Raw genomic sequence first — 23,729 nt, 5'->3', positions numbered from 1 at the left:
ACAGGAAGACACCACCCGTGACCCTGGACTTCGAACCAGTCGACGACCTGACCGGCCCCGGCGAGGCCAAGTCGAACCTCGACCTTCTGGCCCGCCTCTTCCCCGACGCCGTCGTCGACGGCACCGTCGATATCGAGGCCCTCCGGGACCTGCTGGGTGACAATGCCTCCGCGACTACCGCCGAGGCATTCGGCCTTCGCTGGCCCGGCATGGCGGAGGCCCGCCGCCTGTCCACCCTCCCGGCGACGGGCACGCTTCTGCCCAAGCCCGAAGAATCCGTGGACTGGGACAACACCCGCAATATCGTGATCGAGGGCGACAACCTTGAGGCCCTGCGCCTGCTACGGCGCGGATACACCAACAAGGTCGACGTGATCTACATCGATCCGCCTTACAACACGGGCAACGACTTCGTCTACGACGATAAGCGCACTACATCCCAAGCCGAGCACGAGGTGGCGGCCGGGCAGCGTGACGAAGAGGGAGTACTCCAAACCGGCAAGGGATCCGACCGGGCCCAGGACCGCAGGGTTGGTGCGTCCAGGCATTCCGCCTGGTTGTCGATGATGTATCCCCGCTTGCTTGTCGCTCACCATCTCCTCAAGGAAACGGGCGTCATCATTGCCGCTATTGATGACACGGAGCACGCACGCCTGAAGTTGCTGATGGACAGAGTCTTTGGCGCGGAGAACTTCGCAGCGAACGTCGTATGGCAGGGGTCTGGCCGGAATGACGCCCGGTTCACCTCAGCAGGAATCGACTACATGCTCATTTACGCAAAGTCGAAGACGGCTTTGATTCAAAACGATGCGCGCTGGACTGAGGAGAAGGTTGGTGGTGCCGAAGTTGCGGCGGCGGCCCGCAAGTTCTGGGACGAGAGTGACCGTGACCCGGCAGCAGCAACTGAGGCTTTGCAGAAGTGGTGGAAGACCGCCCCACAGGATATCGCCAAGGGTCTTGGGGGTTCTCGCGGATACAAGGAGATCGATGAGAACGGACGTGTTTTCGCTCGCGGCGACTTGAGCTCCCCGAATCCTCGGGAGAACCTCATGTACGATCTCCCTCACCCAGTCAGCGGACTCCCTGTCCGCAGACACTCAAGCGGCTGGCGTTACTCGCGAGAGACCATGACGCAAAAGATCGCCGAAGGACGGATTCTTTTCGGTGAGGACGAAACAGTAAGCCCCCGATACAAGCGTTTTCTGGACGAGCTTGAGGACCAGCCAATCCGCCCTGTTTTTGAGCGAGATCGCGCGGCTGCGGGGTTGTCCCTTCGCCGCCTTCTCGGCAGCGATGCATTCGAGTATCCGAAAGATCACACAGTACTCGCTAAATGGATCAATGCAGTGACAGAATCAAATTCTGACGCTGTCGTTGTCGACTTTTTTGCCGGATCGGGTTCCACAGGCCACGCGGTCATGGACCTCAACGCAGCTGACGGCGGCAATCGCCGCTACATCCTGGTTCAGCTTGACGAACCCGTCAAAAAGGACGGCTACGACACAATCGCGGACATCGCCCGCGAGCGGCTGCGTCGCGCAGGCAAGCGGATCGTCTCCAGTCAGAGCCCCGACGCCACGCACATCGACACCGGTTTCCGGTCATACCGACTTGCCTCCAGCAACGTAAAGCCCTGGAATGGAACCCCCGACCAGCTCAACCTTCTCGAATCTGTGGACAACCTCGTCGCAGGGCGCACCACGGACGATCTGCTGGTCGAGATGATGTTGCGCCTGGGCGTGGACCTGACCACGCCGCTGGAGACACGTGATGTCGCCGGCAGCACCCTGTACAACCTGGCCGGAACACTATTCGCATACTTCGGTACGGACATCACGGTGGAGCGTGCGAGTGAGGTTGCGAAGGCTCTGGTGGCCTGGCGCGATGAAGACCCAGGCGACGCCGACACCACGGTCGTCGTCCGTGACACAGGCTTCGTCGACTCTTCCGCCAAGCTCAACTTCGCCGCCGCTGTCGAGCAGGCCGGCTTCACCACGCTGCGGAGCATCTGAATGAAGTTTTCCTTCGACGCGGACCTCGACTACCAGCGTCGGGCCATCGACGCGGTCACCGGGCTGTTCAAGGGCCAGGAAAGGATGGAATCCCAGTTCACCGTGCTCGCGCACCCGTCAGCGCGCGCCGGGCTCGACGGGCTGACTGACCTGGGCTACGGGAACATGCTGCACCTGGACCGGGAGACGATCCTGGACAATCTGCATGAAGTGCAGAACCACACCGGTCTTACTCCCGAGCCCTCGTTGGACTCGATGAACTTCACCATCGAGATGGAGACCGGTACCGGCAAGACATACGTCTACCTGCGCACCATCTACGAGCTCAATCAGTTCTACGGGTTCACCAAGTTCATGGTGGTGGTGCCGTCGGTGGCTATCAAGGAGGGCGTCGAGACGTCCATCCGGATGCTGCGCGAGCACTTCGGAGCCCTGTACGGCAACCCGCCGATGAACTTCTTCCAGTTCGACGGCAACAACCCCTCTCGCGTGCGTTCGTTCGCCACCTCGCCGAGCATTGAGATCATGATCGTCACCGTCGGGGCGATCAACAAGAAGACCAACAAGGTCTACCAGCCAGCCGAGGAACTCGACTTCGAGGTACCCGCCGACCTGATCCGGGCCACCAACCCGATCATCATCGTCGACGAGCCGCAGAGCGTGTACGGCGACACCGGTACCGGCAAGAAGAAGGGCGCGGGTCGCAGCGCGCTTGAGGACTTCAACGCCCTGGCCACCCTGCGCTACTCGGCCACCCACCCGAAGGGCGACAAGGCCAACCTCGTTTATCGCCTGGACGCCATCGCCGCCTACGAGAATCAGCTGGTCAAGCAGATCGAGGTCGACTCCCTGGTCACCTCCGCCAGCGGGACAACGCCGTACGTCAGACTGCTCGACGTGAAGCGCGGCAACGGAGCGATCACGGCACGCGTCGAGGCAGACATCGAACAGGGCAACGAGATCAAGCGCAAGGCTGTCACCGTGGACACCACGTCCCGCAGCAACCTCGCGGACGTCACGGGTCGCGATCTGTACAAGGACCTCACCGTGGTCGCCATCAACGCGGCTCAGGGGCAGCAGAGCATCTCCTTCGACACTGTCGCGCAGCCGTTGCGAGCGGGCGACAGCATCGGCGCCGAGGTCAGCATCGACGAGCGAGCCCGCCAGATGATCGCTCAGACTATCCGGCAGCACCTGCGCAAGGAGCAAGAGTTCGCGATCCACGGACGCGACATAAAGGTGCTCAGCCTCTTCTTCGTCGACTCCGTGGCCAAGTACCGCGAGTACGGCCCCGATGGAGAGGCTCTTCCCGGCGAGTACCAGCGGATCTTCGAGGAGGAGTACACGCGCATCGCCTCCGAGCCGGAGTTCAACACCCTGCTGGGCGGCAGTGCCGCAGACCAGGTTGCGCGGGAGGCCCACCAGGGGTACTTCTCCGTGGACCGCCGCAAGGGTGGCGCCGAAGTACTGGTGGACACTAAGGAGACCACCGACAAGGGACGTCAACAGGCAGGTCTCGCCTACGAGCAGATCATGCGGGACAAGGTCGGTCTGACCACACCGGGCACCTCCATCCGGTTCATCTTCAGCCACTCCGCCTTGCAGGAGGGCTGGGACAACCCCAACGTGTTCCAGATCTGTGTGCTGAGGAACATGGGCACCGAACGGTGGAGGCGACAGTCCATCGGTCGTGGCCTGCGTCTATGTGTGGATGGGTCCGGCAACCGTGTGCACGGCTTCGACACCAACCGCCTCACCGTGATCGCGAACGAGTCCTACGAGGAGTTCGCCGATCGGCTTCAGCACGAGTTGGCAGAGGACCTGGGCATCCAGTTCGGCATCGTCACCGTGGACGGCTTCGCGCGCCTGCCCTTCAAGGCGGAGGACGGAAAGGTCGTTCCGGTCGGCTCGGCCGCCGCGCAGACCCTGTACCAGGCTCTGTTCACCGAGGGGTACATCGACGCCAAGGGAAAGGTACAGGACAGCCTGCGCCAGGCCGTAAGGACCGGCGACGAGAACCTCACCAAGATTGTCAGCGACTCCCTGGAGTCCCAGGCCGCAGCCAAGGCGGTGCTCGGACTCATCAAGCGCCTGGCCAAGCCGATCGATGTCAAGAAGGCCGGCGAACGCGTCGCGGTGCCTCTCGTCCAAGAACGCTTGGAGAGCCCCGAGTTCCAGGAATTGTGGAACCGCATCCGGCATCGAACGGAGTACCGCGTCGAGGTCGACGAAGACAGGCTGCGTATGGCGATGGTCAAGGCGCTGCGTGACATGCTTCCCGTGCCCAAGCGTCGGGGCGAGTGGCGCACACACCGCGTGCAGCGCATAGACCAGAGCGGTCTGACCGCGGAGGCAGCAGCGGCGCGGCGCGCGGACGTCACCTACGCGGACAGCGAGGACCTGCCCGACATTCTTTCCGTGCTCGCAGACCGCACCCAACTGACCCGTGCCACAATCGCCCACGTGCTCACCGAGTCCGGCACACTCGGACAGTTCCAGAACAATCCGCAGGTATACATCGACCAGGTGAGCCGCCAACTTAACATTACGAAGGCCGATTTCCTGGTCAAGGGAGTCCGCTACGAGTTGGTGGACTCATCCCGGCCCGAAGCAGACCGCAGGTATGCGCTCAGCCTTTTCCACAAAGCCGATCTCGCCGGTTACACCGGCCCCGGAGGGAACATCGTCACTGACGCGGGCGGCAACGCAGTCTCGTTCGAAGAGAAGTCGGTATACCGGTACCTGGTCATCGACTCGACTCCAGAGAAGGACTTCGCGCTCGCGCTCCTGCAGCGCCCCGAGGTCAAGACCTTCGTAAAACTTCCGGCGTCTTTCAAAATCCCAACCCCTTTGGGAAGTTACAACCCCGACTGGGCGCTGGCCGTTGAGCGAACCGATGGCAGCCGCTACATCGTCTTTGAGACCAAGGATGTCAACGAGCTCGAACTGCTGCGCCCCATGGAGCAAAACAAGATCGCTTCGGCCCGCAAGCACTTCGAAGCCGTGATCCGTGGGGCCGGGATCAGTGACCTCGAGTATGCGGTAGTCAACGGCATTGAGGCGGCGACCGCCATCATGGAACGGGACGATCCGCAGTAGGCGCACCACCAGCGCGATGATCCGTCAGCGAAATGAGCTGGACTCACGGCTCCACTGGCCGTTTCATCAGCCATGAGATCCAGCCCCGCGCTGCCGTCTACCGATCTGGGAAGCGGATCCAGGAACGGTGCCCATGACGCCTTGGCGCAGCTGGGCATACGGAGTTCGAAACGTATCCATGCCGACGGTGTGGTGCGAGGGCGGATGGCACCGCTCCCGCACCACACCGGTCGTCACCCGTCGACGCCTACACCGCTCAGACCTCCCCCACGAACCCCACGAACCGCGACCACCCCTCGCGCCCCACCGCGAAATGAGGGCGCGTCACGTCCTTGGAATCCCCTACGTAGACGGCCTGTCCAGTGACGGCGACCGCGACGCAGCTGTCGCCCTGGGTGCCAACGGGCGTTGACGGGGAATCTCAGTTGTTCGCGACGCCGCGCCGTTGAAAACGCTAAGGTCACGTCGGATGCGCTGGCGTAGGGGACCCGGCGCGCGATGTAGGCGGGGTGGCTGTGGCGAGTGACACGACGACCGGCGAGATCGGCCGTGGAATCTTCGAGGACTTCGGCGCCTATCGGACTCCGACGACGGCGGACTTCACCGCCGTGCTGACGGACGGATTGGTCGCCCCCGACGCGAACGTGCTGCTGAATCTCTACCGGTACACGGAGCAGGCACGGACCGACTTCTCGGGGCACTCGGCGCTCTCGGAGACCGACTGTGGGTTCCGCACCAGGTCGTCGACGAGTTCTGGCGGAACAGGGAAAGTGTCATCAGCGAAGCGCGATCGACAAGCAAGAACGCTTCCCAGGAGATGAGCGGCCACGCCGGGACGGCGGTGCAGACCCTACGCACCTGGGCCAACCGAGTGGCCCTGAGCGACGAGGACTTGGCAGACCTCCGCGACCGGCTGACGGATGTCTTCGGCGAGGTGCAGAAGAAAATCACCGAGGTCGGTGAAGGTGAATGGCAGAACATCACTCATGACACCAGCGTCGATCCGGTGATCGCCGGGCTGGAGCGTGCACTGGCCGGCCGTGTCGGCACGCCCTTCAGCCCCGAGGAACGTGCCGAACTCACCGAAGAGGGCAAGGAGCGCGTCAAGAAGCGCGTTCCGCCCGGTTACATGGATGCCAAGAAGGACGGCGATGGAGCGGTCGGCGACTTCTTCGTGTGGGAAGAGCTTCTTCGTGCGGCGTCCGAGCGCCGGAGCGACGTCCTTTTCGTGACGGCGGATGCCAAGGAAGACTGGTGGCGGAAGGAGCACGGTTACAACCGGGGTCCTCGCCCGGAGCTGACCGCGGAACTCCGGAGGCGGGGCGGAGGCCGGCTGTTCCTGCTGTCGCCGAGACAGTTCCTGGAGGTAGCCGCCCCCATTCTGCAACTCAGTCTCCAAGCCGGCTCCGTCGAGGACATCGAGCGGGTGGAACGCATAGAGGCCGAGCCCGCCCACGGCGGTTGGACCACCGCTGCGATCGAGGCGCTCTTCAACGGCCTCTCATACGAGGGTTACGGCAATCGCGTGGACGTCATCCGCTATGCGGCCGAGATGGACGGCCGCATCGAGGCGTCGTCCGTGTACGACATCTGTGATTACGACGACGAGCGTAGTCTGAGGGGCTTCACCAGACCCATCAAGCGAATCAGCGGAAATCTGATGGAGCAGGGGGCCATCCCGGACTCGGCAGCGCCGGTTCTCACCGCCGAGTATGAGAACGGCCCCGGCCGTGCTTCCGGCTTCAGGGTTCCACCTCTCCTCGTCTCGTTGATCAACGACTTGGTGGACAACGACGAGCATTAGGCTCGACCCTGTAGAGGATCACGGTGCTCCGGCCGCCGGGTCAGGCCGACGCTGGCTCCCAACGGTAGCCCTCAACTGTCTCGCCGTAGGGCAACAACAGCGGTTCCAACTCTGTACGCAGCAAGTCGGCGTCCCCCGGCGGCAGAGTCAGCGACGCCCTGCGCATGCGGACGCTCCAGGTGGCCGGATCAGGGAACACGGAAAGCCGTGGCACAAGATCACGTAGAACCAGCCCCTCGCGGAACCGAGCCAGGCCGGACACCTCCAAGCAGCAACCTTCGGTGAAGATGCGCTCCCCGAAGACGACCGGATCCTGCAGAACTCCCACGGGGCCAACGACCCGGGCCCAGCCGATGACGCGCCCGATATCGCGTGTCGGGTTCCTGAAGCAGCCCCGCGTGGTGTAAAGGAAGACCTCGTCGCCCTCCTCCAAGACCTGAGCCGCCTTGGAACGCCCCGCGGGGAAGGCCATCCGCTGGGCGGTCACCACCCAGCTCAGTGCGGCACGGTCACTGATGATCAGCAGGTGTGTCGACGGCATGCCGATCACGATACCCAGACGGCAGCCCGGCGCACCGGTCACTCCACTTCTACACCTTTCGGAGGACTTACGGTCTCCTTGGTCGTGGCGCATACGGACTCGGCGCCCAGGCTGTCGCGAGCGCCCGCTTCCGGTGGCACGAAGGGTGACCACGTCGACGGCGCCCCAGTACGTGCGGCACCTGCCGACCATTGACTGCCGCTCCGCCCCACACGGCAGCCGAGTGGGGCGGCAGCTCGTCACCGCGTCCGGAGCGCAAGGCCCCGATCGCCCGCTCGACGTCGCCCCGCCACGTAAACAACTCCCTCTGGGGGCGGTGCGCAGGGCCTGGACGTACATGGCCAGCGACCCGGCTGAACCACCCCCAGTACACCCTTTGGGCGGAACCGGGCACCGGGCTTAGACCAATTTCGAGCAGTTCACGCAACGCCTGAAGCCGAATGACCGTCCTGGACTCAGCTCTCCTGCCACGACCCTCGCCCACGTCTCTTGGGCAGATGTGCGCCGGCACGGTCACGTGGCACATCGGGAATCGTTGCTTGCCTCGGTGGGGTGTCAGTGCTTCACCGTAAGGTGACGAGTGAGTACTGGAAGTGGTGGAGGGGATCCCAGTGGTATACGTGCAGCATCTTTCGGTCCGGGTGCCTTGGCACGACACGGGCTGGGAGGGCCGAATCTGCGCCGATCCACTAGGCAATGCGTCGTGCGTGCTACTGGAGAACATCGGGCGGCGGCGAAAGGACGAGCTGGAGGTCGAGTATGCGGGCCAGGCCTTCAGCGCGTTGCCGGACAGCTTGCCCGCGTGTGCCGGTGAGCGGGGCGGGTTTCTGAGCAGCAGGGATCATGTGCTGCGGACGTCCCACCCCTACAACCATGCCCTCAAGACGCTCAAGGGCGCGTCCGTTCCGTTGCCCGCGTGGTCTGTCCACGGCATCCCGTTTCGCTGGCTCAATCGGGCGATGCTTCTGGACGGTGTCATGGAGCAGCAGCCGGTGGACGGCTACAGCTCGGAGGCGGAGGAGCATGCGATTTCCGCGCTGGGCTTCGAACCTCCGTGGGTCCTTCACGGGGACAACCAGAAGGCTGTCATCGACACGTTCTTCCAGGACGTCGTCGAGGGGCAGTCGCTGGTCTTCTTCTATCTCAAGCACGCTCCGTTCGAGGACCATCCCCGTCGAATCCTCGTCGGTGCCGCGTTGATCGCCTCGGTCACGCCACCCGGCCGGTGGCCGGCTGAGGGTCCCACCCCGTTCCCCAATCACATGTGGGAGACGGTGGTACGGCACACGCTGCGGCCGGACGGCAATGGAGGCATCCTGCTGCCGATGCAGGCCCTGGCGCGATTCGCCGCCGACGGTACTGATGTCTCGCGCGCCCTGGCGCAAGCCCCGGAGACGGGCTGGGAGTTCTCGTACGGAACAGAGCACGTGCCGTCAGACACAGCCGTCGCCTCGCTGATGGAGCTCAAGCGTGCCGCTGAAGCTGCCATCGCCCTGGGATGCGAGCTGCCGCAGCGGTCCTTCGACTGGCTCGACGAGCAGCTGCACCATGCCTGGCGCCGCCGCGGTACCGCCCCTGGTCTGCCCGCGGTGCTGAGCCTCCTCGGCGTGTCTCACCCCACGTTCGCGGCCCGGGAGGTGACATCTGCCGTCAGCGACAGGGAGGACCCCTGGCCCGTATTGGAACGGGCCATGCAAGGACGCGGCGGTCCAGCCTCGGTCACCGCACTGGCCACGCCCACCCGCCAGAAGGTATGGGCGGCACTTGGGCACGATCAACGCCAGGCTCTGCGACTGCTGGCCCGCTTCGACCTGACTGCGGACCAAGTGCGCCTGGTATGTGAGCAGAAGAGCGCCATGCCATTGTCCGTGGAGGAGCTACTCGCGGACCCGTACACCTTGGTGACCTGCACCATGGACGACGCGGATCCGATCCGCTTCGAAGCCGTGGACCGGGGCTGTTTCCCCGACCTGCAGCTGACGGACCGGCACCCGCTGCCGATCTCGGAGCCACTCACGGATCCCGACGACAAGCGGCGCCTCGAAGCCGCAATGGCGACCGTGCTGCTGCGCGCCCAGGCAGAGGGACACACTCTGCTGCCGCTCGAAGAGATGCTGGAGGGTCTGGAGAGGCTGAGCTCCGTCAGGCCATTGCGCCCCAGCCAAGCGGTTTTGTCAGCTCACGAGTTGCGCGCCGAGGACCTGGACGACGACTTGGACTTCAACTGGCCGCAGTTGTGCCGGACGCACGTCGCCGATGGAACGGCCGCCTACAAGCTGCGTTCCGCGCTATGGCGCAAGCACGCAATTCGAGAGGTCATCGACCAGCTCCGCTCCGCGGCCCGGCACACGGCACCGAAGGATCTCGCGGTCACCCTGGATTCCGTGCTCGACGAGCAGGGCAAGATCGCCGAGGCCGACCGTTTCGATGAGGCCCGGGCGCGACAGGAGAAGGCCGCGGCCTTGCGTGAGATGTACGAGAGCCGGTTCACCGTGCTCAACGGTCCGGCGGGCACAGGCAAGACCATGCTGGTCAAGGCACTGGTACGACGGCCGGAGGTGATGTCGGAGGGAGTGCTGCTGCTCGCTCCGACGGGCAAGGCACGGGTCCAGTTGCAGAACAAGGTCGGCCATCAGGCCCAGACACTGGCGCAGTTCCTGAGCAAGTCGGGCCGCTACGAGGGCGACACCGCCCGGTATCTGATCACCGGCCAACTGCCCCGCGAGCGGCAGTACGGTACAGTGGTCGTCGACGAGGCCTCGATGCTCACGGAGAACATGCTCGCCGCATTGCTCGACGCCTTGGAGCCTTGGCAGCGCCTGATCTTGGTCGGTGATCCGCGCCAGCTCCCGCCCATCGGCGCGGGCCGTCCTTTTGTTGACCTCGAACGCTCAGCACGGCAGGGCCATAGCGGTTCATGGCCGCGCGTCGCTCCGGGATGGGCCGAACTCACGGTGCTGCGCCGACAGCGCGAGCTGGGCGATGTCCGCCATGACCTGATGCTGGCGCGCTGGTACAGCGGTGACGAGCGCGGGCCGGGCAGCGACGAAATCTGGCAACGTCTCCGCCAAGGCGAGAATATGCCGACGCTCCGAGCAGTTCCTTGGAACGGCCGGACGGCCGCGCAAGTGGTCGATGACGTGCTGCGAGAAGACTTCGGCGTGGTGGACGACGCCTACGGCCTGAGCTTCGCGATCTCCTACGGCGCGGGGAGCACGCAGCGCGGAGCCAGAACGTACCCTGAATTCTCCAAGGCCGCCGCTCAGTGCGGCACTTGGCAGATCCTCAGCCCTGTCCGCGGGACTGCTCACGGAACCGTGGAACTCAATCGCCACCTCAAGCGGCGCTACCGCGGAGCCTCCCTCGAGAATGCCCTGAAGAAGGGCTGGGATCGCAAGGTGCCCAAGCCGCTGGGGGCGGAGCAGATCGTGCTCGGCGACAAGGTCGTTCATACCCGCAACGGCACGCTCTCCGCCTGGTCGCAGACCGACAGCCGGGCAGCGAAGGGCTATGTCGCCAACGGCGAACTCGGTGTGGTCACCGGTCAGGTGAAGACCCCGCGCATGAAGAGGCCGCCTTGGATTACAGAGGTCGAATTCTCGTCCCAGCTCGGACTGCGTTACAAGTACGGGCGCATCGGCGGCGAAGACGACGCGCCCCTGGAGCTGGCGTGGGCCCTTACCGTGCACAAAAGTCAGGGCAGCGAGTTCGGCACCGTCATCGTTGTTCTGCCCGCCACGGCCCGCAGCATCTCGCGGGAACTGCTGTACACCGCCCTCACCCGCCAGACCAAGAGAGTGGTCCTCTGCCATGAAGGGCCGCTCGACGACCTCATCGAACTGACGCGGGCCACCGGATCCGACACCGCCCGCCGGTTCACCGACCTCATCGATACACCGGACCCACGCGCAGTGATGACACCGAGCGGTACTGACTGCAGGCGGGTCGATGCGCGACTTGTCCACGTAGCAGTCAACGGCGTCATGGTCCGAAGCAAAAACGAAGTCATCGTCGCCGGCATCCTCGAACAACTCGCCCCTGGAGCCTGGGCGTACGAGCAACCCTTCAAGGGAAACGACGGCCGCACAGTGCTACCGGACTTCACCATCACGCCGCTGTCCGGGCCTCCCATCTACTGGGAACACCTCGGCATGCTCGACAACCCCGAGTACGCTGCCAGGTGGCAGCGGCGCCTGAAGTGGTACGCGCAGCAGGGCGTGCTCCCCGAAGAAGACGGTGGTGGCCCCAACGGCATCCTGGTCTGGACGAGCGACGAGCACGGCGTGGACGAACCGGAGTGGCGGGCACTCGCCCAACGTGTCATCGGTGCCGCAGCTATCCGTCGAGCCCGGCCTGCTCCCTCGAAGAAGACGGCCGCGCGTCCCCGCAATCCCGAGCGTCCTTGACTTGCCGGCCCATCATGAACTGTCCAGGTTCCACGGAACCCGGGCAGTTCGCATCGGGGCATCTGGTGGGTGGGGTCGTTGTCACAGACTTCTGTTCTGATCATGAGATCCCGCGCGACGCATTTCCATCGTCTCAATGGCCCACAAGAGCTCCTCTGGAAACAATTCCACGCTTCAGTCAGAAATAATCCCTCTCGTCAACATGCCGACGGCTGCGGCCATAGCTGGTCGGATGACGGAGACGAGGATTTCAAGCTCGAAGGACCGAGTGAAGGTCAGCGCTCTGAGGCTTGCCTCGGTGAGGGTGCTCATGGGCTTCCGCCCCGCCACTGGCCGGCGAAGTCACGGCAGAAGAGATGGCCCGCGCGGAGGAACTGGTGCTAACGAAGTTCGCCACCGAGGAGTGGACCGCACGCATGCCGTAGCCGCCGCGCCCTGCCGGGTGCCGCGCGGCACCCGGCAGGCGAATAGGCCCCTGCTCGTGATCACGTCGGCTCGTAATTTCTTCCCCATCCGACCTTCGCCGCCCCTGCCCACCTCAACGGCATTTCGGGACACAAGACCGATCCGAGTCGGCGTTGCTCGCCCGCGCAGACCTTTCCCGGATAGTGCGGCTTCGTTCGTCTCTGTACGAGAGTCACCGTATCGGAATCGTCTGTGCGGCGGGACAGGGCGCCCAGCGTCTGGAGAAGAACGCCGGCTGCCCAATTCTCAGGCAGCGGTCATTGCAGTATCCGTACGGCTTGTGGGCTGCCCAGGCGCGGATCACACTCACCGCATTGAGCTCAGACGGCGTTTGAGATCTGCCGTGTCCCGGGGCGGAAAGGGTCGTTGAGCCGTACGTGAGTGGCTCTGGGGGCGGGTATCCGTCGGATCTGGCGGATGAGCAGTGGGCTCTGGTCGAGCCGCTATTGCCGGCGGCGAGGGTCGGGCCGAAGGGCGGGCGGCGAGAGAAGCACCCACGTCGGCGGATCGTGGATGCAATCTTTTATGTGGTGCGGACCGGGTGTGCCTGGCGTCAGCTGCCGAAGGACTTTCCGCCCTGGCCCACGGTGTACTGGTACTTCACCTGGTGGCACGACGACGGAACTATTGAGCGGGTCCACGACACGTTGCGCGGTCGGGTTCGTGAGGCTGACGGCCGTAGCGCGGAGCCGAGCGCCGGGCTGATCGACTCGCAGTCCGTGCGCACGGCCGACACCGTCCCCGCCAACACCCGCGGCTTCGACGCGGGCAAGAAGGTGAAGGGACGCAAGCGGTTCATCGTCACGGACACCCTGGGCCTGCTGTTGGCGGTTCACGTGGTCGCGGCGAACATCCAGGACCGCGACGGCGCGAAGCGTTCGTTGCTGTGGACCCGCCTGGACCATCCGGGCGTGCAGAAGATCTGGGCGGACCAGGGCTTCGCCGGCCGCCTCGTGGAGTGGTCACGAACGATCCTCGGCCGCGAGCTGGAGATCGTGCGCAAGGCCCCGGACCAGCGTGGATTCCAGGTCCAGCCCAAGAGATGGGCCGTCGAGCGCACCTTCTCGTGGCTCACCTCCCACCGCCGCCTTGCGCGTGACTACGAGACCAGCACGGCTCACTCAGAGACCATGATCCGCTGGGCAATGATCGGCATCATGGTCCGCCGACTCACCCGTGGCCGACCAGCGACGCGGCCCGGCCCGCGCTTGCTCCTGCGAGACGTTCCATAGATACGCCGGCAAGTTCCTTCCATCGGGAACGTCCTGCGGCGGTGTTCTATGGAGCCAGGAAGTGCTCAACCTTCTGTTGCAGGTCAGGGGGTAGGTCAGCCAGCTTCGAGACGATCTCGCTCAGTTCTCGGCTGAGTTCGGGGAACTCGGCCCAGACCGATGGGTTCCTGGTGAGGACCGCGGACAGCAGATCACCTTCGTACATGTGCCCCTCTGCCATCGGGTTCTCCTGCAGTACCTCTAGCGCCAGTGGCAGGAGGTAGCGCAGGCCTATGTGCTGTCCGATCAACAAGCGCATGTCCTCGACGGTCAGCTCGCCGATCGGCCGACGCCGCAAGGCGTGAGCAGTAGTGACAAGACGAGTGTCGTCGGCTGACGGATCCGGCCAGCAGGCGCGTTCAAGCTCTTCAAGGGACCGGGCGCGATCCAAGTGGTGCGTCACCGATCGATCGTCCCACGACCAGATCTCAAACGCGGTCTCAGAGCTGAAACTCGCGTCGATCCGGGACACGAGTGGCCGGTTAAGCGGCTGCATGTCAGGATCAGACTGTGCCTGTTTTCCTGGACGCTGCCGAGAGGTCGGGGCTCCCTGCCGTGCCGCTTCCCAGGATGCGGCGGGTGGTGTTCGTCGCGGTGCTGAGCTCGGACGGGCGGCTTGCGCTGGTGGCAGACGACCTGTCTGGAGTTCTTCCCCGATGGGTACTCCCTTCAGGATCCGTCCGAGCCACAGAAACCTACCGTGAGGCGGCAGTGCGCGTACTCCTCGATGCGGTCGGCACGATGCCGGTGCGCGGGGGCACTGTTGAAGGATGCCTATGGGCTCAGGTGCCTGTGCCCATAGGCCGGAGCCGTCGAGAGGCGCACGTGTTCATCTTTCGTCTCGCTGGGGCTGGCGCTCCGCCGGGGCATCTGCCCTGGGGAGCGACACGCTGGGCGGGGCCTGAGCAGTGGCAGGAGTTGTGCACACGGTGCGATCTGCCAGATGTGGATGTGCTGTTGACGGGATACCTGGAGGGGTGGCTCCCGGACGGGCGGATCACATTGGGGCCTTGAGGCTCGGCACCTCGGCACCCGCTGTCACTCTGCCCTGGCGATTGCGGTGGCGGTCTCCTGCAGGGCCGTGGCAATCGCTGGCATGTCCTGTTCGCGCAGACGTACGGCGGGTGTGTACACGGAGATCGCGGCGAGCGGTTCCCCGATGCGGTTACGGATGGCCACGCCTACGCCGTGCAGGTCGTGGGCACTTTCCTCGAGGTCTGCTGCCCATCCCCGGACTCTGACTTCCTCCAACTCCACCTCAAGCAGCGGCCACTCAGTGATGCTTCCTGCCGCCGTAGCAGGAAGCACGGCCGGGAGTGCCGCGCGTACATCTGCCGGGTCGCGCAGTGCGAGCAAAGCCTTGCCCGCCGCTGTGACGTGGGCGGGGAGCTCCTGTCCGAGCGGAACGCTGACGCGCAGGACATGCCGGCACTCGACTCCGTCGAGTAGTCGAACGACGGCCGCATCCAGGGAGTACAGGCACACCGTCTCCTGCAGCTTCTCGGAGAGCTCCTCCAGGGGTCTGCGCGCCTGTCGTCGGACGTCCAGCTGGGCGATCGCGGCCAGGCCCATGCGTACGAGCTGCGGCCCCGCTGAGTATCCGTGCTGGCCAGGATCGTGACGCAGGAAACCCGTGCGCTGCAGGGTGACCAGGATGCGGTGTGCAGTGGAACGCGAGATACCGAGCTCCCGGGCGGTTTCCGTAACACCGATTTCCCCCCGGTCATACGCCAGGACGAGAACATCCAGGGCCTTCGTCACCGACGCCAAGGCCTCTGTCGCCGACAGATGCTTGCCATCCACCATGAAGGAACCGTAACGCTCAAACGTTCCCGGAGACCGGGAGCTTCGACAGAATCCACACGTCAGAATTCTGTGGTGGCACGTCTCACAGCTCCGAAGCGGCATCGCACGAACCCGGCGAGCCAACTCTGCACCAAGATAGGTCGAGTCCTGCGATAACCCCGACCGGACTTGGCGTGCTTGAGCGCACTGCTGACCGTTTGATAGCGCCTCACAGGAACTGCGTGCGTGCCACAGTGTGCCGTCCCTACACTGGCAGCGACCTTCCTTAGGAGTTCGCTATGGCGGGATACCGGACCAGCGCACCTGCGTCAGACAAGGGTGTCTACATCGGCCAGGCCCGGCATGCCGTGAAGGAGCTGATCACTTCACTGCGCGGCGAGTTGGCGACATTGGAAGCTGCGTACGCGATGATGTGCCAGGGCGCCGAATCCACCGATGTCCGCGAAGAGCCGCCGGACACTGGCGAGGACGCGGAAACCGCCCAGCCTTCCCGGGAGGGTCCGTCTGAAGTTTCTGTCGCCGACGAGGATCCTTCGTCCGAAGATGCGCGCCCGGGCGTTGGCACTCGAACCCTGGGGCCACCGCGCAACGGAAGCATGCGCGATGCGATTCTCACACTCCTGTGCGCGGCTCAAGAGGCAATGTCCATCACTGATATCGCGGCCGCGGTGCGCCCGGGAGCGGACGCGACGGTCCGCTCATCCGTAGGAAAAACCCTCAACCGCATGAAGCAACTCGGCGAGGTGGAAAACGTAGCACCGGGAATGTTCCGGGCCGTGCTGTCATCCCGGGGTGCTTGATCTACCCAAGAACGACCCTCACCCAACAAGCAGGCCTCCCTCGATTAGCGGTCGAGGGAGGCCGCCAAACACGCGAACGGACGCTTCTCCTAGCAGGGTTCCGGTCCGTCGCGCACGTTCACTCTAGCGCTCCCACGGGTGGCGCTATAGGGCGTCTACGCCATTCCGCACTTGAGCGTGCACGACTGACCTCAAATAGGCAATTGGGGATCAGTCATGAGCACATTGGGTCGCATTCGATCCGGGCCAGAGCGCCAGGCCCAGGGCACGCTCCAGTCGGCAGACAGTCAGCACATCCGGCCAGGTGGCGCCCGCCAGCAGATCGCCGATGGTCTGTCTGCCGACGTTGCTCTGGGCGGCCAGTGCACGCAGCGAGAGCTCCGGCCTCTCACGCAGGGCGGCGGCGAGGCGGCGGGCAATCGTCTGGACCACTGCCGCGGCGGGCTCCCCGGCGATCCGGGCATCCGGCCACTCCTCCGGATCGACGGCGTAGCTCCATGGCGGCGCCGTGCGCGCTCGGCCTCCGGTCATAAAGATGCGTTCCTTCAGATCGTGATCGACACTGACACCAGCGGCCGGTTAATCGGCCGCCTGTCATGGGCCTTGCGCCTGGAGGTCGCTGTGTCGAATCGTCTGCTGGCCTACGCGCCGAAGACGGAGACGGTGCCGCCCGCCCAGTGGCGCCGCATCGCTCCGGTCGTCCGCTCGCTGGGATTCATGGCCGTCGCAGCGGGACCCTACGGCCCAGACGTGGTCATGACGCCGCTCGCACGGCTGGTCGCCTGGGTCGAGTCCCAGGGCCTCCCGCTCGAACCCTCGGTGATCCTTGACCAGAGCACCGTCGAACGGTTCATCCTCGTCGGCTGCCGCGACATGGCCGCCAACAGCCGTCGAACCTGCAGCAGCCAGCTGCGCCGGGCCTCCGAAGCACTCCTGCTGGACCAGCTCGGACAGCATCCGCCGATCCGGCTGAAGGCCACCGCCGCCCCAGTGGCCCCCTACCCGCCGGCAGAAATCGCCTACTGGCTGATCTGGGCGCAGAGCCTGCCCACCCCCGCCCAGCGGCGCAACGCCTGTCTTCTGTTCTGTCTCGGCGTCGGCTGCGGGCTCGCCGTTGAGGATCTTGTGTACGTTCAGGGGCGGGGCATCCTCGCGGGCCCCACCGGCCGGGCACTGGTCAAGGTGCACGGGCGCCGTCCGCGCACTGTCGTATGCCGGTACGCCTACGAGGAACTGCTGCTGGCGGAAGCCGCCCACATCCCGGCAGACGCGTACGCCTTCCGGCCGGACTGGCAGGACCGCACCAGCAAGCACATCGCATCGGACTGGCTGGCCAGGTACCCGCGGATCATCGGTCGTTGTGACGGTGCAGTGCTGCAGACCCAGCGGCTGCGCACAACCTGGCTCGTCGATCTGCTGAATGCAGGTATTCCGCTGAAGGTGATCCTCAAAGCGTCGGGACTCGGGACCCTGCACAGCCTCTCGCGCTACCTCGTCTTCCTCCACGACGTGCCCGAAGCGGAGGCATCCGATCTGTTGCGGGGGGCGGCATGAGCAGGAAGAACCCGGAAGACAAACCCTGCCGGCGTACCGGCCTCGCTCTACGCCCTGCACCGCAGGCCCCCGGCCGTACCCTCAACGACCGCGTTGTGAATCAGGTCTTCGACCTCGTGCGCCACAGCGGAGTACTGGAACGCCTTCCCACCAACGAGCACCGGCCAGGCCCGAAGGGCTTCCCGTTCCGCACAGTGCTGATCGGCCTGATCCTGTCGCAGTACATGGGCAAGAGCGCGAACATCAACGACGCATGGGAAACGCTCTTCTTCGCCCTGTCTCCAGGATCCAAAGCCCTCCTTGACGTCCCCGACGTCGACCTGCACATCCGCGAGGGCGCAACCCGAGAAGAAGTCGACCGCGTCGCGCACCACCAGTACGCGACGTCGAAGCGCGTCTACCGGTCCTGGTCCTCGATGACCCGGCGCCTCGACCCTGCACCGCACGACCGCCGCAAGCCGCTGTCTCTCAGCGAGGCCAAGAAGATCCGACGGAAGTGGAATGCCCGCGACAACCAGGACACCGTGCGTAACCTGGAGGCCATCGCCCAGGATCTGATTCTCGCTCCGGTGATGGCTTCCTACCGGCGCGGCGACTTCGCTCGGTGGCTTGGCCACATCGCGGTTGACGACACTCCGGTTCCGGTCTGGGGCAAAGAGCCGGACTACCACCAAGACCGGGCCTCGCTTGAGATCACCGCCGGGATGTACGTGAAGGGAGGAACACAGAAGAAGTCGCCCAGCGGCAAAGCTGCGGCCTCCACGAACACCGGCACCCGGCGCGGCACGGCAAACAAGCCAGTGCCTCGCAAGACCAAGTCGGCACGGGAGAAGAAGGCCAAGGCGCCGGAGAAGAGAGAGTTCCGCTACGCCATGATGGCCGCGTTCCCAGGCCATGGCCATGGCGACCTCGCCGGCGCCTACCCTGCAGTCTGACTCGGCATGATCCTCCACACCCCGGGCACCGAACCCGGTCCGGCCGCCCTGCGCGCCATCCAGCCAGCCTTCGAACGAGGCTTGGTCAAAGACCTGTTCTGCGCCGACCGGGGCATCACTCAGGCCAAGCCTCACAACCTGCATCTGCAGCTGCTCAAACTCGGACTCAACGCGGTGAAGCACTACAACGACGACAAGGTCGACCGGCAGGGAGAGTTCCGCGGCATGCAGCTGGTCGGCGGCGAGTTCTACTGCCCGCTGATGCCCACCCCGCTCGTAACTGCGGGCGCCACATACATCGACAGCCGCACGGACGAAGATCGCGCCCACGCACTCAACCTGATCCAGTCCCGGAAGGACTACCAGGCCAAGATCAAGGAATACGGGCCCGCAGGGGATCAGCGTCGACAGTGCCCCGCCCTCGGGCCGCACGCCACGGTCACGTGCTACCGCCGACCCCAGCCACGCCCGTCCACCGTCGTCGACCTTGACGCCCCCACTGTCCGTAGCCCGGCAGCCCTGCCCACCATTCCCAGGCCCAAGAGGGACACCCCTGTCTACCCAGACATCTGCAGAGGGAAGAGCATCACAGTCCCGGGCACCGTCTTGGCCAAGTGGCGGCAGAAATACGCCCTGTTCACCCCTCTGTGGCAGGTAGTCTGGTCCGGACTGCGCAGTCAGAACGAGGGCGGCAACGGTAACCTGAAGAAGTCCGCCCTCGACAGCATCGACAATCCCCAGCTCCGCCTGCCGCACGGACGCGTCGCACAGACCCTGCTCAATGCCGTCATCATCTTCGTGGCGAACCTCAGAGCCATCCGACGGTTCCTCCGTGACCAGGGCATCCAGCCCCGCAAAGCCAGCCCGCAGAGCGCCGCAATCCAACCCGTTGAGGCCTTCGACCCGCCCCTGGCGCGACCGCTTCCGACCGAGCAGGTCGAGCCGCCGCCACGCGAGTGACACACCTCCGTCGCGCTCCGCCCCCTGAAAACCCCACGTGCCTACGCGACGGCTACCAGCCGTCGCGTAGGCACGTGGGGTTTCCGCAGGTGAGGGGCGCAGGACCTGGACCGCCACCGCCTCCCCCCCTCATCGGGCCGATCGCGAGGCTCGAGGCCCCAAAAAACGACGAAATACCGGTGAGTTACATGACTCGACCGGTAATTCGTGAACGCTTCGGGACGATCTCGTGAACGTCCCATGTGGTGTCCGAGGGGGGACTTGAACCCCCACGCCCGATAAAGGGCACTAGCACCTCAAGCTAGCGCGTCTGCCATTCCGCCACCCGGACTAGGTGTCTGTCTCGCGGGCCTCGCCCGTTCCGACGTGGAAAACCATAGCAAACAATGCGGGGTGCTCGATCACGCCCCGGTGGGGGCGACGGACCCGCGACGGCCGGGCGGGCGCCCTTGGGTCCTCGGGCCCGGCGCGGGAGGATGAGGGGGAGCACCACAGCGACAGTGGAAGGAACCAGCGTGAGCGAGACCAAAGCGGCCAGGACCGGCTCCGGCGTCAGTGCGGAGAGCGAGGTCGTCGACCTCTGTCGTGACCTGATCAGGATCGACACCAGCAACTACGGGGACCACTCGGGGCCGGGGGAGCGGGCGGCGGCCGAGTACGTCGCGGAGCAGCTCGCCGAGGTCGGCCTGGAGCCGAAGATCTTCGAGTCCCACAAGGGGCGCGCCTCGACGGTGGCGCGGATCGAGGGCGAGGACCCCTCCAGGCCCGCCCTGCTCATCCACGGCCACACCGACGTCGTCCCGGCCAACGCGCACGACTGGACGCACCACCCGTTCTCCGGGGAGATCGCGGACGGCTGCGTATGGGGCCGGGGCGCGGTCGACATGAAGGACATGGACGCCATGACGCTCGCCGTCGTGCGCGACCGGATGCGCAGCGGCCGCAAGCCCCCGCGCGACATCGTGCTCGCCTTCCTCGCGGACGAGGAGGCCGGCGGCACGTACGGGGCCCGCTTCCTCGTCGACAAGCACCCGGACCTCTTCGAGGGCGTCACCGAGGCCATCGGTGAGGTCGGCGGCTTCTCGTTCACCGTCAACGAGAACCTGCGCCTCTACCTCGTGGAGACCGCGCAGAAGGGCATGCACTGGATGCGGCTGACCGTGGAGGGCACGGCCGGCCACGGTTCGATGACCAACGACGACAACGCGATCACGGAGCTGTGCGAGGCCGTCGGGCGGCTCGGCCGGCACACCTGGCCGGTCCGGGTCACCAAGACCGTCCGCTCCTTCCTGGACGAGCTGTCCGACGCGCTGGGCACCCCGCTGGACCCCGAGGACATGGACGCCACGCTCGCCAAGCTCGGCGGGATCGCCAAGATGGTGGGCGCCACGCTGCGCAACTCCGCGGCGCCCACCATGCTCGGCGCCGGCTACAAGGTGAACGTGATCCCCGGCCAGGCGACCGCCCACGTCGACGGCCGCTTCCTGCCGGGGTACGAGCAGGAGTTCCTGGCCGACCTCGACCGGATCCTCGGCCCGCGCGTGCGCCGCGAGGACGTGCACGGGGACAAGGCGCTGGAGACCGACTTCGACGGCGCGCTGGTCGACGCCATGCAGATCGCGCTGAAGGCCGAGGACCCGATCGCCCGCGCGGTGCCGTACATGCTCTCCGGCGGCACGGACGCCAAGTCCTTCGACGACCTGGGGATCCGCTGCTTCGGCTTCGCCCCGCTCCAGCTCCCGCCGGAGCTGGACTTCGCCGGGATGTTCCACGGCGTGGACGAGAGGGTGCCGGTGGAGGGGCTGAAGTTCGGCGCCCGCGTCCTGGACCGCTTCATCGACCACAGCTGACATCCGGGGCAATAATCGCCAGCCTGTACGTACCTGACCGGAACGAGTGAAAGGGATGGATCACACGTAGCCCGGTTACCTCTTCCTCGTTACAGGTGATGCGGTCCGCGGCTGGGACCGCATTGCCAACGAGGAGGAATTTCAATGATCAAGAAGATCGTCGCCGCTGCGGCTGTCACCAGCGGTCTGGTGCTCGCGGGTGCCGGCATGGCCGTCGCCGACTCGGGTGCCCAGGGTGCCGCCATCGGCAGCCCCGGCGTCATCTCGGGCAACACGATCCAGGTTCCCGTCCACGTTCCGGTGAACGTGTGCGGCAACACGATCTCCGTGATCGGGCTGCTGAACCCGGCCTTCGGCAACACCTGCGTCAACGCCTGACGTCGTGCGTCAACCCGTGAGGGTTTGAGCCCGTTCGGCCCCGGAGCACACGCCATGTGCTCCGGGGCCGTCGGGTCCTTTGCCCCCGCACGTCGCGTCCGGGGGTATTCCGGAAGGTAGAAGGCAGGAAAGAACCTATGCGACAGGTCACGCGTAAAGGCCTGATGACCATGGCGGCCGCGGGCGGGGTCCTCGCCCTCAGCGGCGGCTACGCGCACGCGGACGCGGGAGCGGTCGGCGGTGCGTCGAATTCCCCGGGGGTGCTGTCTGGGAATTCGGTCCAGATCCCGGTCGAGGTACCGGTCAACGTCTGCGGCAACTCGGTGAGTGTCGTGGGACTCCTCAACCCGGCGATGGGCAACGCCTGCGCCAACGGTTCGGACAGTGCGTCCGGCCGGCACGGGGGGAAGGCCGGGAACACCGGCAGCCACGCGACCGGCGGCGACCGGGGGGCCCAGACGGGCACCGGCAGGCACCGGGGCCGCAGCGGCGACAACGGAGGCGGAGCGAGCGCACAGGGCCACACCCAGGGCTCGCCCGGACTGCTCTCGGGCAACCAGATCCAGGTGCCCGTCGACATCCCCGTCAACGCCTGCGGGAACGACATCACCATCGTGGGACTGCTCAACTCCACATCGGGCAACACCTGCGAGAACGGCAGCACCCCGGAGCCCGTGCCGGTCCCCCCGGTCCGGCACGTGACGCCGCCGGAGCCGCCCACCGTTCCGAACACGCCCCGGCCGCAGACGCCGCCGGCGAGCACCCCGCAGCTCGCGCACACCGGCGCGGGCGGTCTGGACACGCTCGTCCCGGCGAGCGCCGGACTGCTGCTGGCGGGCGTCGGCACGGTGCTGTACCGCCGCTCCAGGGCCGCCTAGGAGCGGTCCGCCGGACGGCGGAGAAAAGACGAGGAAGCGAACGGGCCCCGCGGCAGCGGGGCCCGTTCCGCTGTCACCAGGTGGCCCGCAGCTGGCGGATGATCCGCCGCCTCAGCCGGACCCGGCGGCTGCCGTCGAGGCGCAGGGTGAGTCGGTCCAACTCCCAGTGCCCGTACTCGGCATGGTCGGTCAACAGGCGGGTCGTGTCCTTCCGGGACACCCCGCGCGGCACGTACACATCGACAAATTCGTATTCCGGCATCGCATCTATTGTGCGGGCACGGGCCCGGTACGGATAGCGTCTGCCCTATGTCTGATGCTGCGCAGCCCACCGCTGCCGAGGTACGCGCCGCCGCCGACGCGGTCAAATCCGCGATCGACCACCACCTCGCGGCGGTCGAACGCCGGACCGGGGACGACGACCCCGCTGTCTACGACGCGTTCAACGCACTGGCCGCCGCCGCCGAGGCCTACGACGAACTCCTCTACGACCGCCACGACGAGGTCACCCCGTTCGAGATCCCGGGGGTGGACGACTCCCTGCCGCCCTACGGCGGTCCCGAGGAGCCGAACGCGCTCAGTGTGCTGATCCGCCGCGACTACGCCGTCGTGGAGCCGCAGCGCCTGCTCGCCCAGGCACAGCGGCTGGCCGACGCCGACCCGGAGGAGCACGCCGGGAGCGCGGCCGTGGTCGGCGGCAGCGTCCATGCCGCGCTCGGGGTGCTCTTCGGGGAGTACGAGCCGGACGAGATCGCCTCCAGGCACACGGAATTCGGGCTGGAGGAGGGCGACTCCACGCTCTGGGTCGCTGCGGCCGAGGAGCTGCCGGAACCGGGGGAGTGGCTGGGCGCCCCCTTCGAGGACACGGACCCGCAGCTCGTGGTCTGCCGCTTCGACGTCAGCTCCGTCTTCGACGAGGACGACCTCGACGAGGAACTGGACGGACTGGCCGGCGACCGGGCCTGAGACG

General features: G+C 65.8%; 17 protein-coding genes, 1 tRNA gene and 2 pseudogenes. 13 read left to right on the top strand and 7 right to left on the bottom strand.

Annotated features, from left to right (window positions below; all coding sequences use genetic code 11):
* The first annotated feature begins 17 nt into the window (after positions 1-17).
* Positions 18-2,012, top strand: a complete 1,995-nt coding sequence (locus ACZ4FH_RS25495; protein WP_467307652.1) for a site-specific DNA-methyltransferase — start codon at positions 18-20, stop codon at positions 2,010-2,012.
* Entirely contained in the window at positions 2,013-5,111 is a 3,099-nt protein-coding gene (locus ACZ4FH_RS25490; RefSeq protein ID WP_467307651.1) for a restriction endonuclease, read from the top strand. It begins immediately after the preceding gene.
* A 256-nt stretch (positions 5,112-5,367) separates the two neighbouring features.
* Here the strand turns inward: ACZ4FH_RS25490 and ACZ4FH_RS25485 are convergent.
* Positions 5,368-5,511, bottom strand: a pseudogene (locus ACZ4FH_RS25485) (DUF397 domain-containing protein); the annotation flags it as partial.
* A 109-nt stretch (positions 5,512-5,620) separates the two neighbouring features.
* On the opposite strand from ACZ4FH_RS25485, the pseudogene ACZ4FH_RS25480 reads away from it, so the two are divergent.
* Positions 5,621-6,915: pseudogene (locus ACZ4FH_RS25480) on the top strand (PIN domain-containing protein).
* 40 nt (positions 6,916-6,955) lie between these two features.
* Here the strand turns inward: ACZ4FH_RS25480 and ACZ4FH_RS25475 are convergent.
* The gene (locus tag ACZ4FH_RS25475; protein ID WP_467307649.1) at positions 6,956-7,498 is read right to left on the bottom strand and encodes a hypothetical protein; all 543 of its coding nucleotides are present in this window, start codon (positions 7,496-7,498) and stop codon (positions 6,956-6,958) included.
* 665 nt (positions 7,499-8,163) lie between these two features.
* Between ACZ4FH_RS25475 and ACZ4FH_RS25470 the strand changes: the two genes are divergently transcribed.
* Entirely contained in the window at positions 8,164-11,862 is a 3,699-nt protein-coding gene (locus ACZ4FH_RS25470; RefSeq protein WP_467307647.1) for an AAA family ATPase, read from the top strand.
* Between the two features lie 842 nt (positions 11,863-12,704).
* Positions 12,705-13,559 carry an IS5 family transposase gene (locus ACZ4FH_RS25465; RefSeq protein WP_467307645.1) on the top strand — a complete coding sequence of 285 codons (855 nt, stop codon included), beginning with the start codon at positions 12,705-12,707 and terminating at the stop codon, positions 13,557-13,559.
* A gap of 46 nt (positions 13,560-13,605) precedes the next feature.
* Here ACZ4FH_RS25465 and ACZ4FH_RS25460 read toward each other — a convergent pair whose 3' ends face one another.
* Both ACZ4FH_RS25460 and ACZ4FH_RS25455 read right to left on the bottom strand, forming a co-directional pair.
* On the bottom strand, positions 13,606-14,070 hold the full coding sequence (locus ACZ4FH_RS25460; protein ID WP_467307644.1) for a contact-dependent growth inhibition system immunity protein: 465 nt from the start codon (positions 14,068-14,070) through the stop codon (positions 13,606-13,608).
* A gap of 566 nt (positions 14,071-14,636) precedes the next feature.
* Positions 14,637-15,404, bottom strand: a complete 768-nt coding sequence (locus ACZ4FH_RS25455; protein ID WP_467307642.1) for an IclR family transcriptional regulator — start codon at positions 15,402-15,404, stop codon at positions 14,637-14,639.
* A 278-nt stretch (positions 15,405-15,682) separates the two neighbouring features.
* Here ACZ4FH_RS25455 and ACZ4FH_RS25450 point away from each other — a divergent pair, with 278 nt between their 5' ends.
* Positions 15,683-16,204 carry a hypothetical protein gene (locus ACZ4FH_RS25450; protein ID WP_467307640.1) on the top strand — a complete coding sequence of 174 codons (522 nt, stop codon included), beginning with the start codon at positions 15,683-15,685 and terminating at the stop codon, positions 16,202-16,204.
* Between the two features lie 210 nt (positions 16,205-16,414).
* Here the strand turns inward: ACZ4FH_RS25450 and ACZ4FH_RS25445 are convergent, their stop codons facing one another.
* Positions 16,415-16,735: a helix-turn-helix domain-containing protein gene (locus ACZ4FH_RS25445; RefSeq protein WP_079259476.1), complete on the bottom strand. Its 321-nt coding sequence runs from the start codon at positions 16,733-16,735 to the stop codon at positions 16,415-16,417.
* 21 nt (positions 16,736-16,756) lie between these two features.
* Here ACZ4FH_RS25445 and ACZ4FH_RS25440 point away from each other — a divergent pair, with 21 nt between their 5' ends.
* The 3 genes from ACZ4FH_RS25440 to ACZ4FH_RS25430 are packed head-to-tail and all read left to right on the top strand — an operon-like array spanning position 16,757 to position 19,653.
* Positions 16,757-17,758 (top strand): hypothetical protein, encoded by a 1,002-nt coding sequence (locus ACZ4FH_RS25440; RefSeq protein ID WP_467307639.1) that lies wholly within the window; start codon positions 16,757-16,759, stop codon positions 17,756-17,758.
* On the top strand, positions 17,755-18,693 hold the full coding sequence (locus ACZ4FH_RS25435) for a hypothetical protein (RefSeq protein WP_467307637.1): 939 nt from the start codon (positions 17,755-17,757) through the stop codon (positions 18,691-18,693). The genes ACZ4FH_RS25440 and ACZ4FH_RS25435 overlap by 4 nt, the downstream gene beginning before the upstream one ends.
* 6 nt (positions 18,694-18,699) lie before the next feature.
* On the top strand, positions 18,700-19,653 hold the full coding sequence (locus tag ACZ4FH_RS25430; RefSeq protein ID WP_467307635.1) for a hypothetical protein: 954 nt from the start codon (positions 18,700-18,702) through the stop codon (positions 19,651-19,653).
* A 243-nt stretch (positions 19,654-19,896) separates the two neighbouring features.
* Here ACZ4FH_RS25430 and ACZ4FH_RS25425 read toward each other — a convergent pair.
* A tRNA-Leu gene (locus tag ACZ4FH_RS25425) sits at positions 19,897-19,984 on the bottom strand.
* A 184-nt stretch (positions 19,985-20,168) separates the two neighbouring features.
* Between ACZ4FH_RS25425 and ACZ4FH_RS25420 the strand changes: the two genes are divergently transcribed.
* The 3 genes from ACZ4FH_RS25420 to ACZ4FH_RS25410 all read left to right on the top strand — a co-directional run bounded on the left by ACZ4FH_RS25420 (position 20,169) and on the right by ACZ4FH_RS25410 (position 22,759).
* A complete protein-coding gene (locus tag ACZ4FH_RS25420) occupies positions 20,169-21,503 on the top strand; it encodes a M20/M25/M40 family metallo-hydrolase (RefSeq protein ID WP_383650100.1) in 1,335 nt (444 codons plus the stop codon).
* Between the two features lie 144 nt (positions 21,504-21,647).
* Complete coding sequence (gene chpH, locus ACZ4FH_RS25415) at positions 21,648-21,881, top strand: chaplin ChpH (protein WP_467307633.1); 234 nt, start codon at positions 21,648-21,650, stop codon at positions 21,879-21,881.
* Positions 21,882-22,018: 137 nt separating this feature from the next.
* Positions 22,019-22,759 (top strand): chaplin, encoded by a 741-nt coding sequence (locus ACZ4FH_RS25410; RefSeq protein WP_467307632.1) that lies wholly within the window; start codon positions 22,019-22,021, stop codon positions 22,757-22,759.
* 73 nt (positions 22,760-22,832) lie between these two features.
* On the opposite strand, the gene ACZ4FH_RS25405 is transcribed toward ACZ4FH_RS25410, so the two are convergent.
* Positions 22,833-23,021, bottom strand: coding sequence for a DUF5703 family protein (locus ACZ4FH_RS25405; RefSeq protein ID WP_383650108.1), 189 nt, complete (start codon positions 23,019-23,021; stop codon positions 22,833-22,835).
* 47 nt (positions 23,022-23,068) lie between these two features.
* Here ACZ4FH_RS25405 and ACZ4FH_RS25400 point away from each other — a divergent pair, with 47 nt between their 5' ends.
* On the top strand, positions 23,069-23,725 hold the full coding sequence (locus ACZ4FH_RS25400) for a hypothetical protein (RefSeq protein ID WP_467307630.1): 657 nt from the start codon (positions 23,069-23,071) through the stop codon (positions 23,723-23,725).
* Positions 23,726-23,729 lie beyond the last annotated feature (4 nt).

It is taken from the genome of Streptomyces sp. NPDC024555 (genome assembly GCF_055559335.1).
The sequence above is the reverse complement of the archived record's forward strand: the minus strand, read 5'-3'. Positions and strand labels throughout refer to the sequence as shown.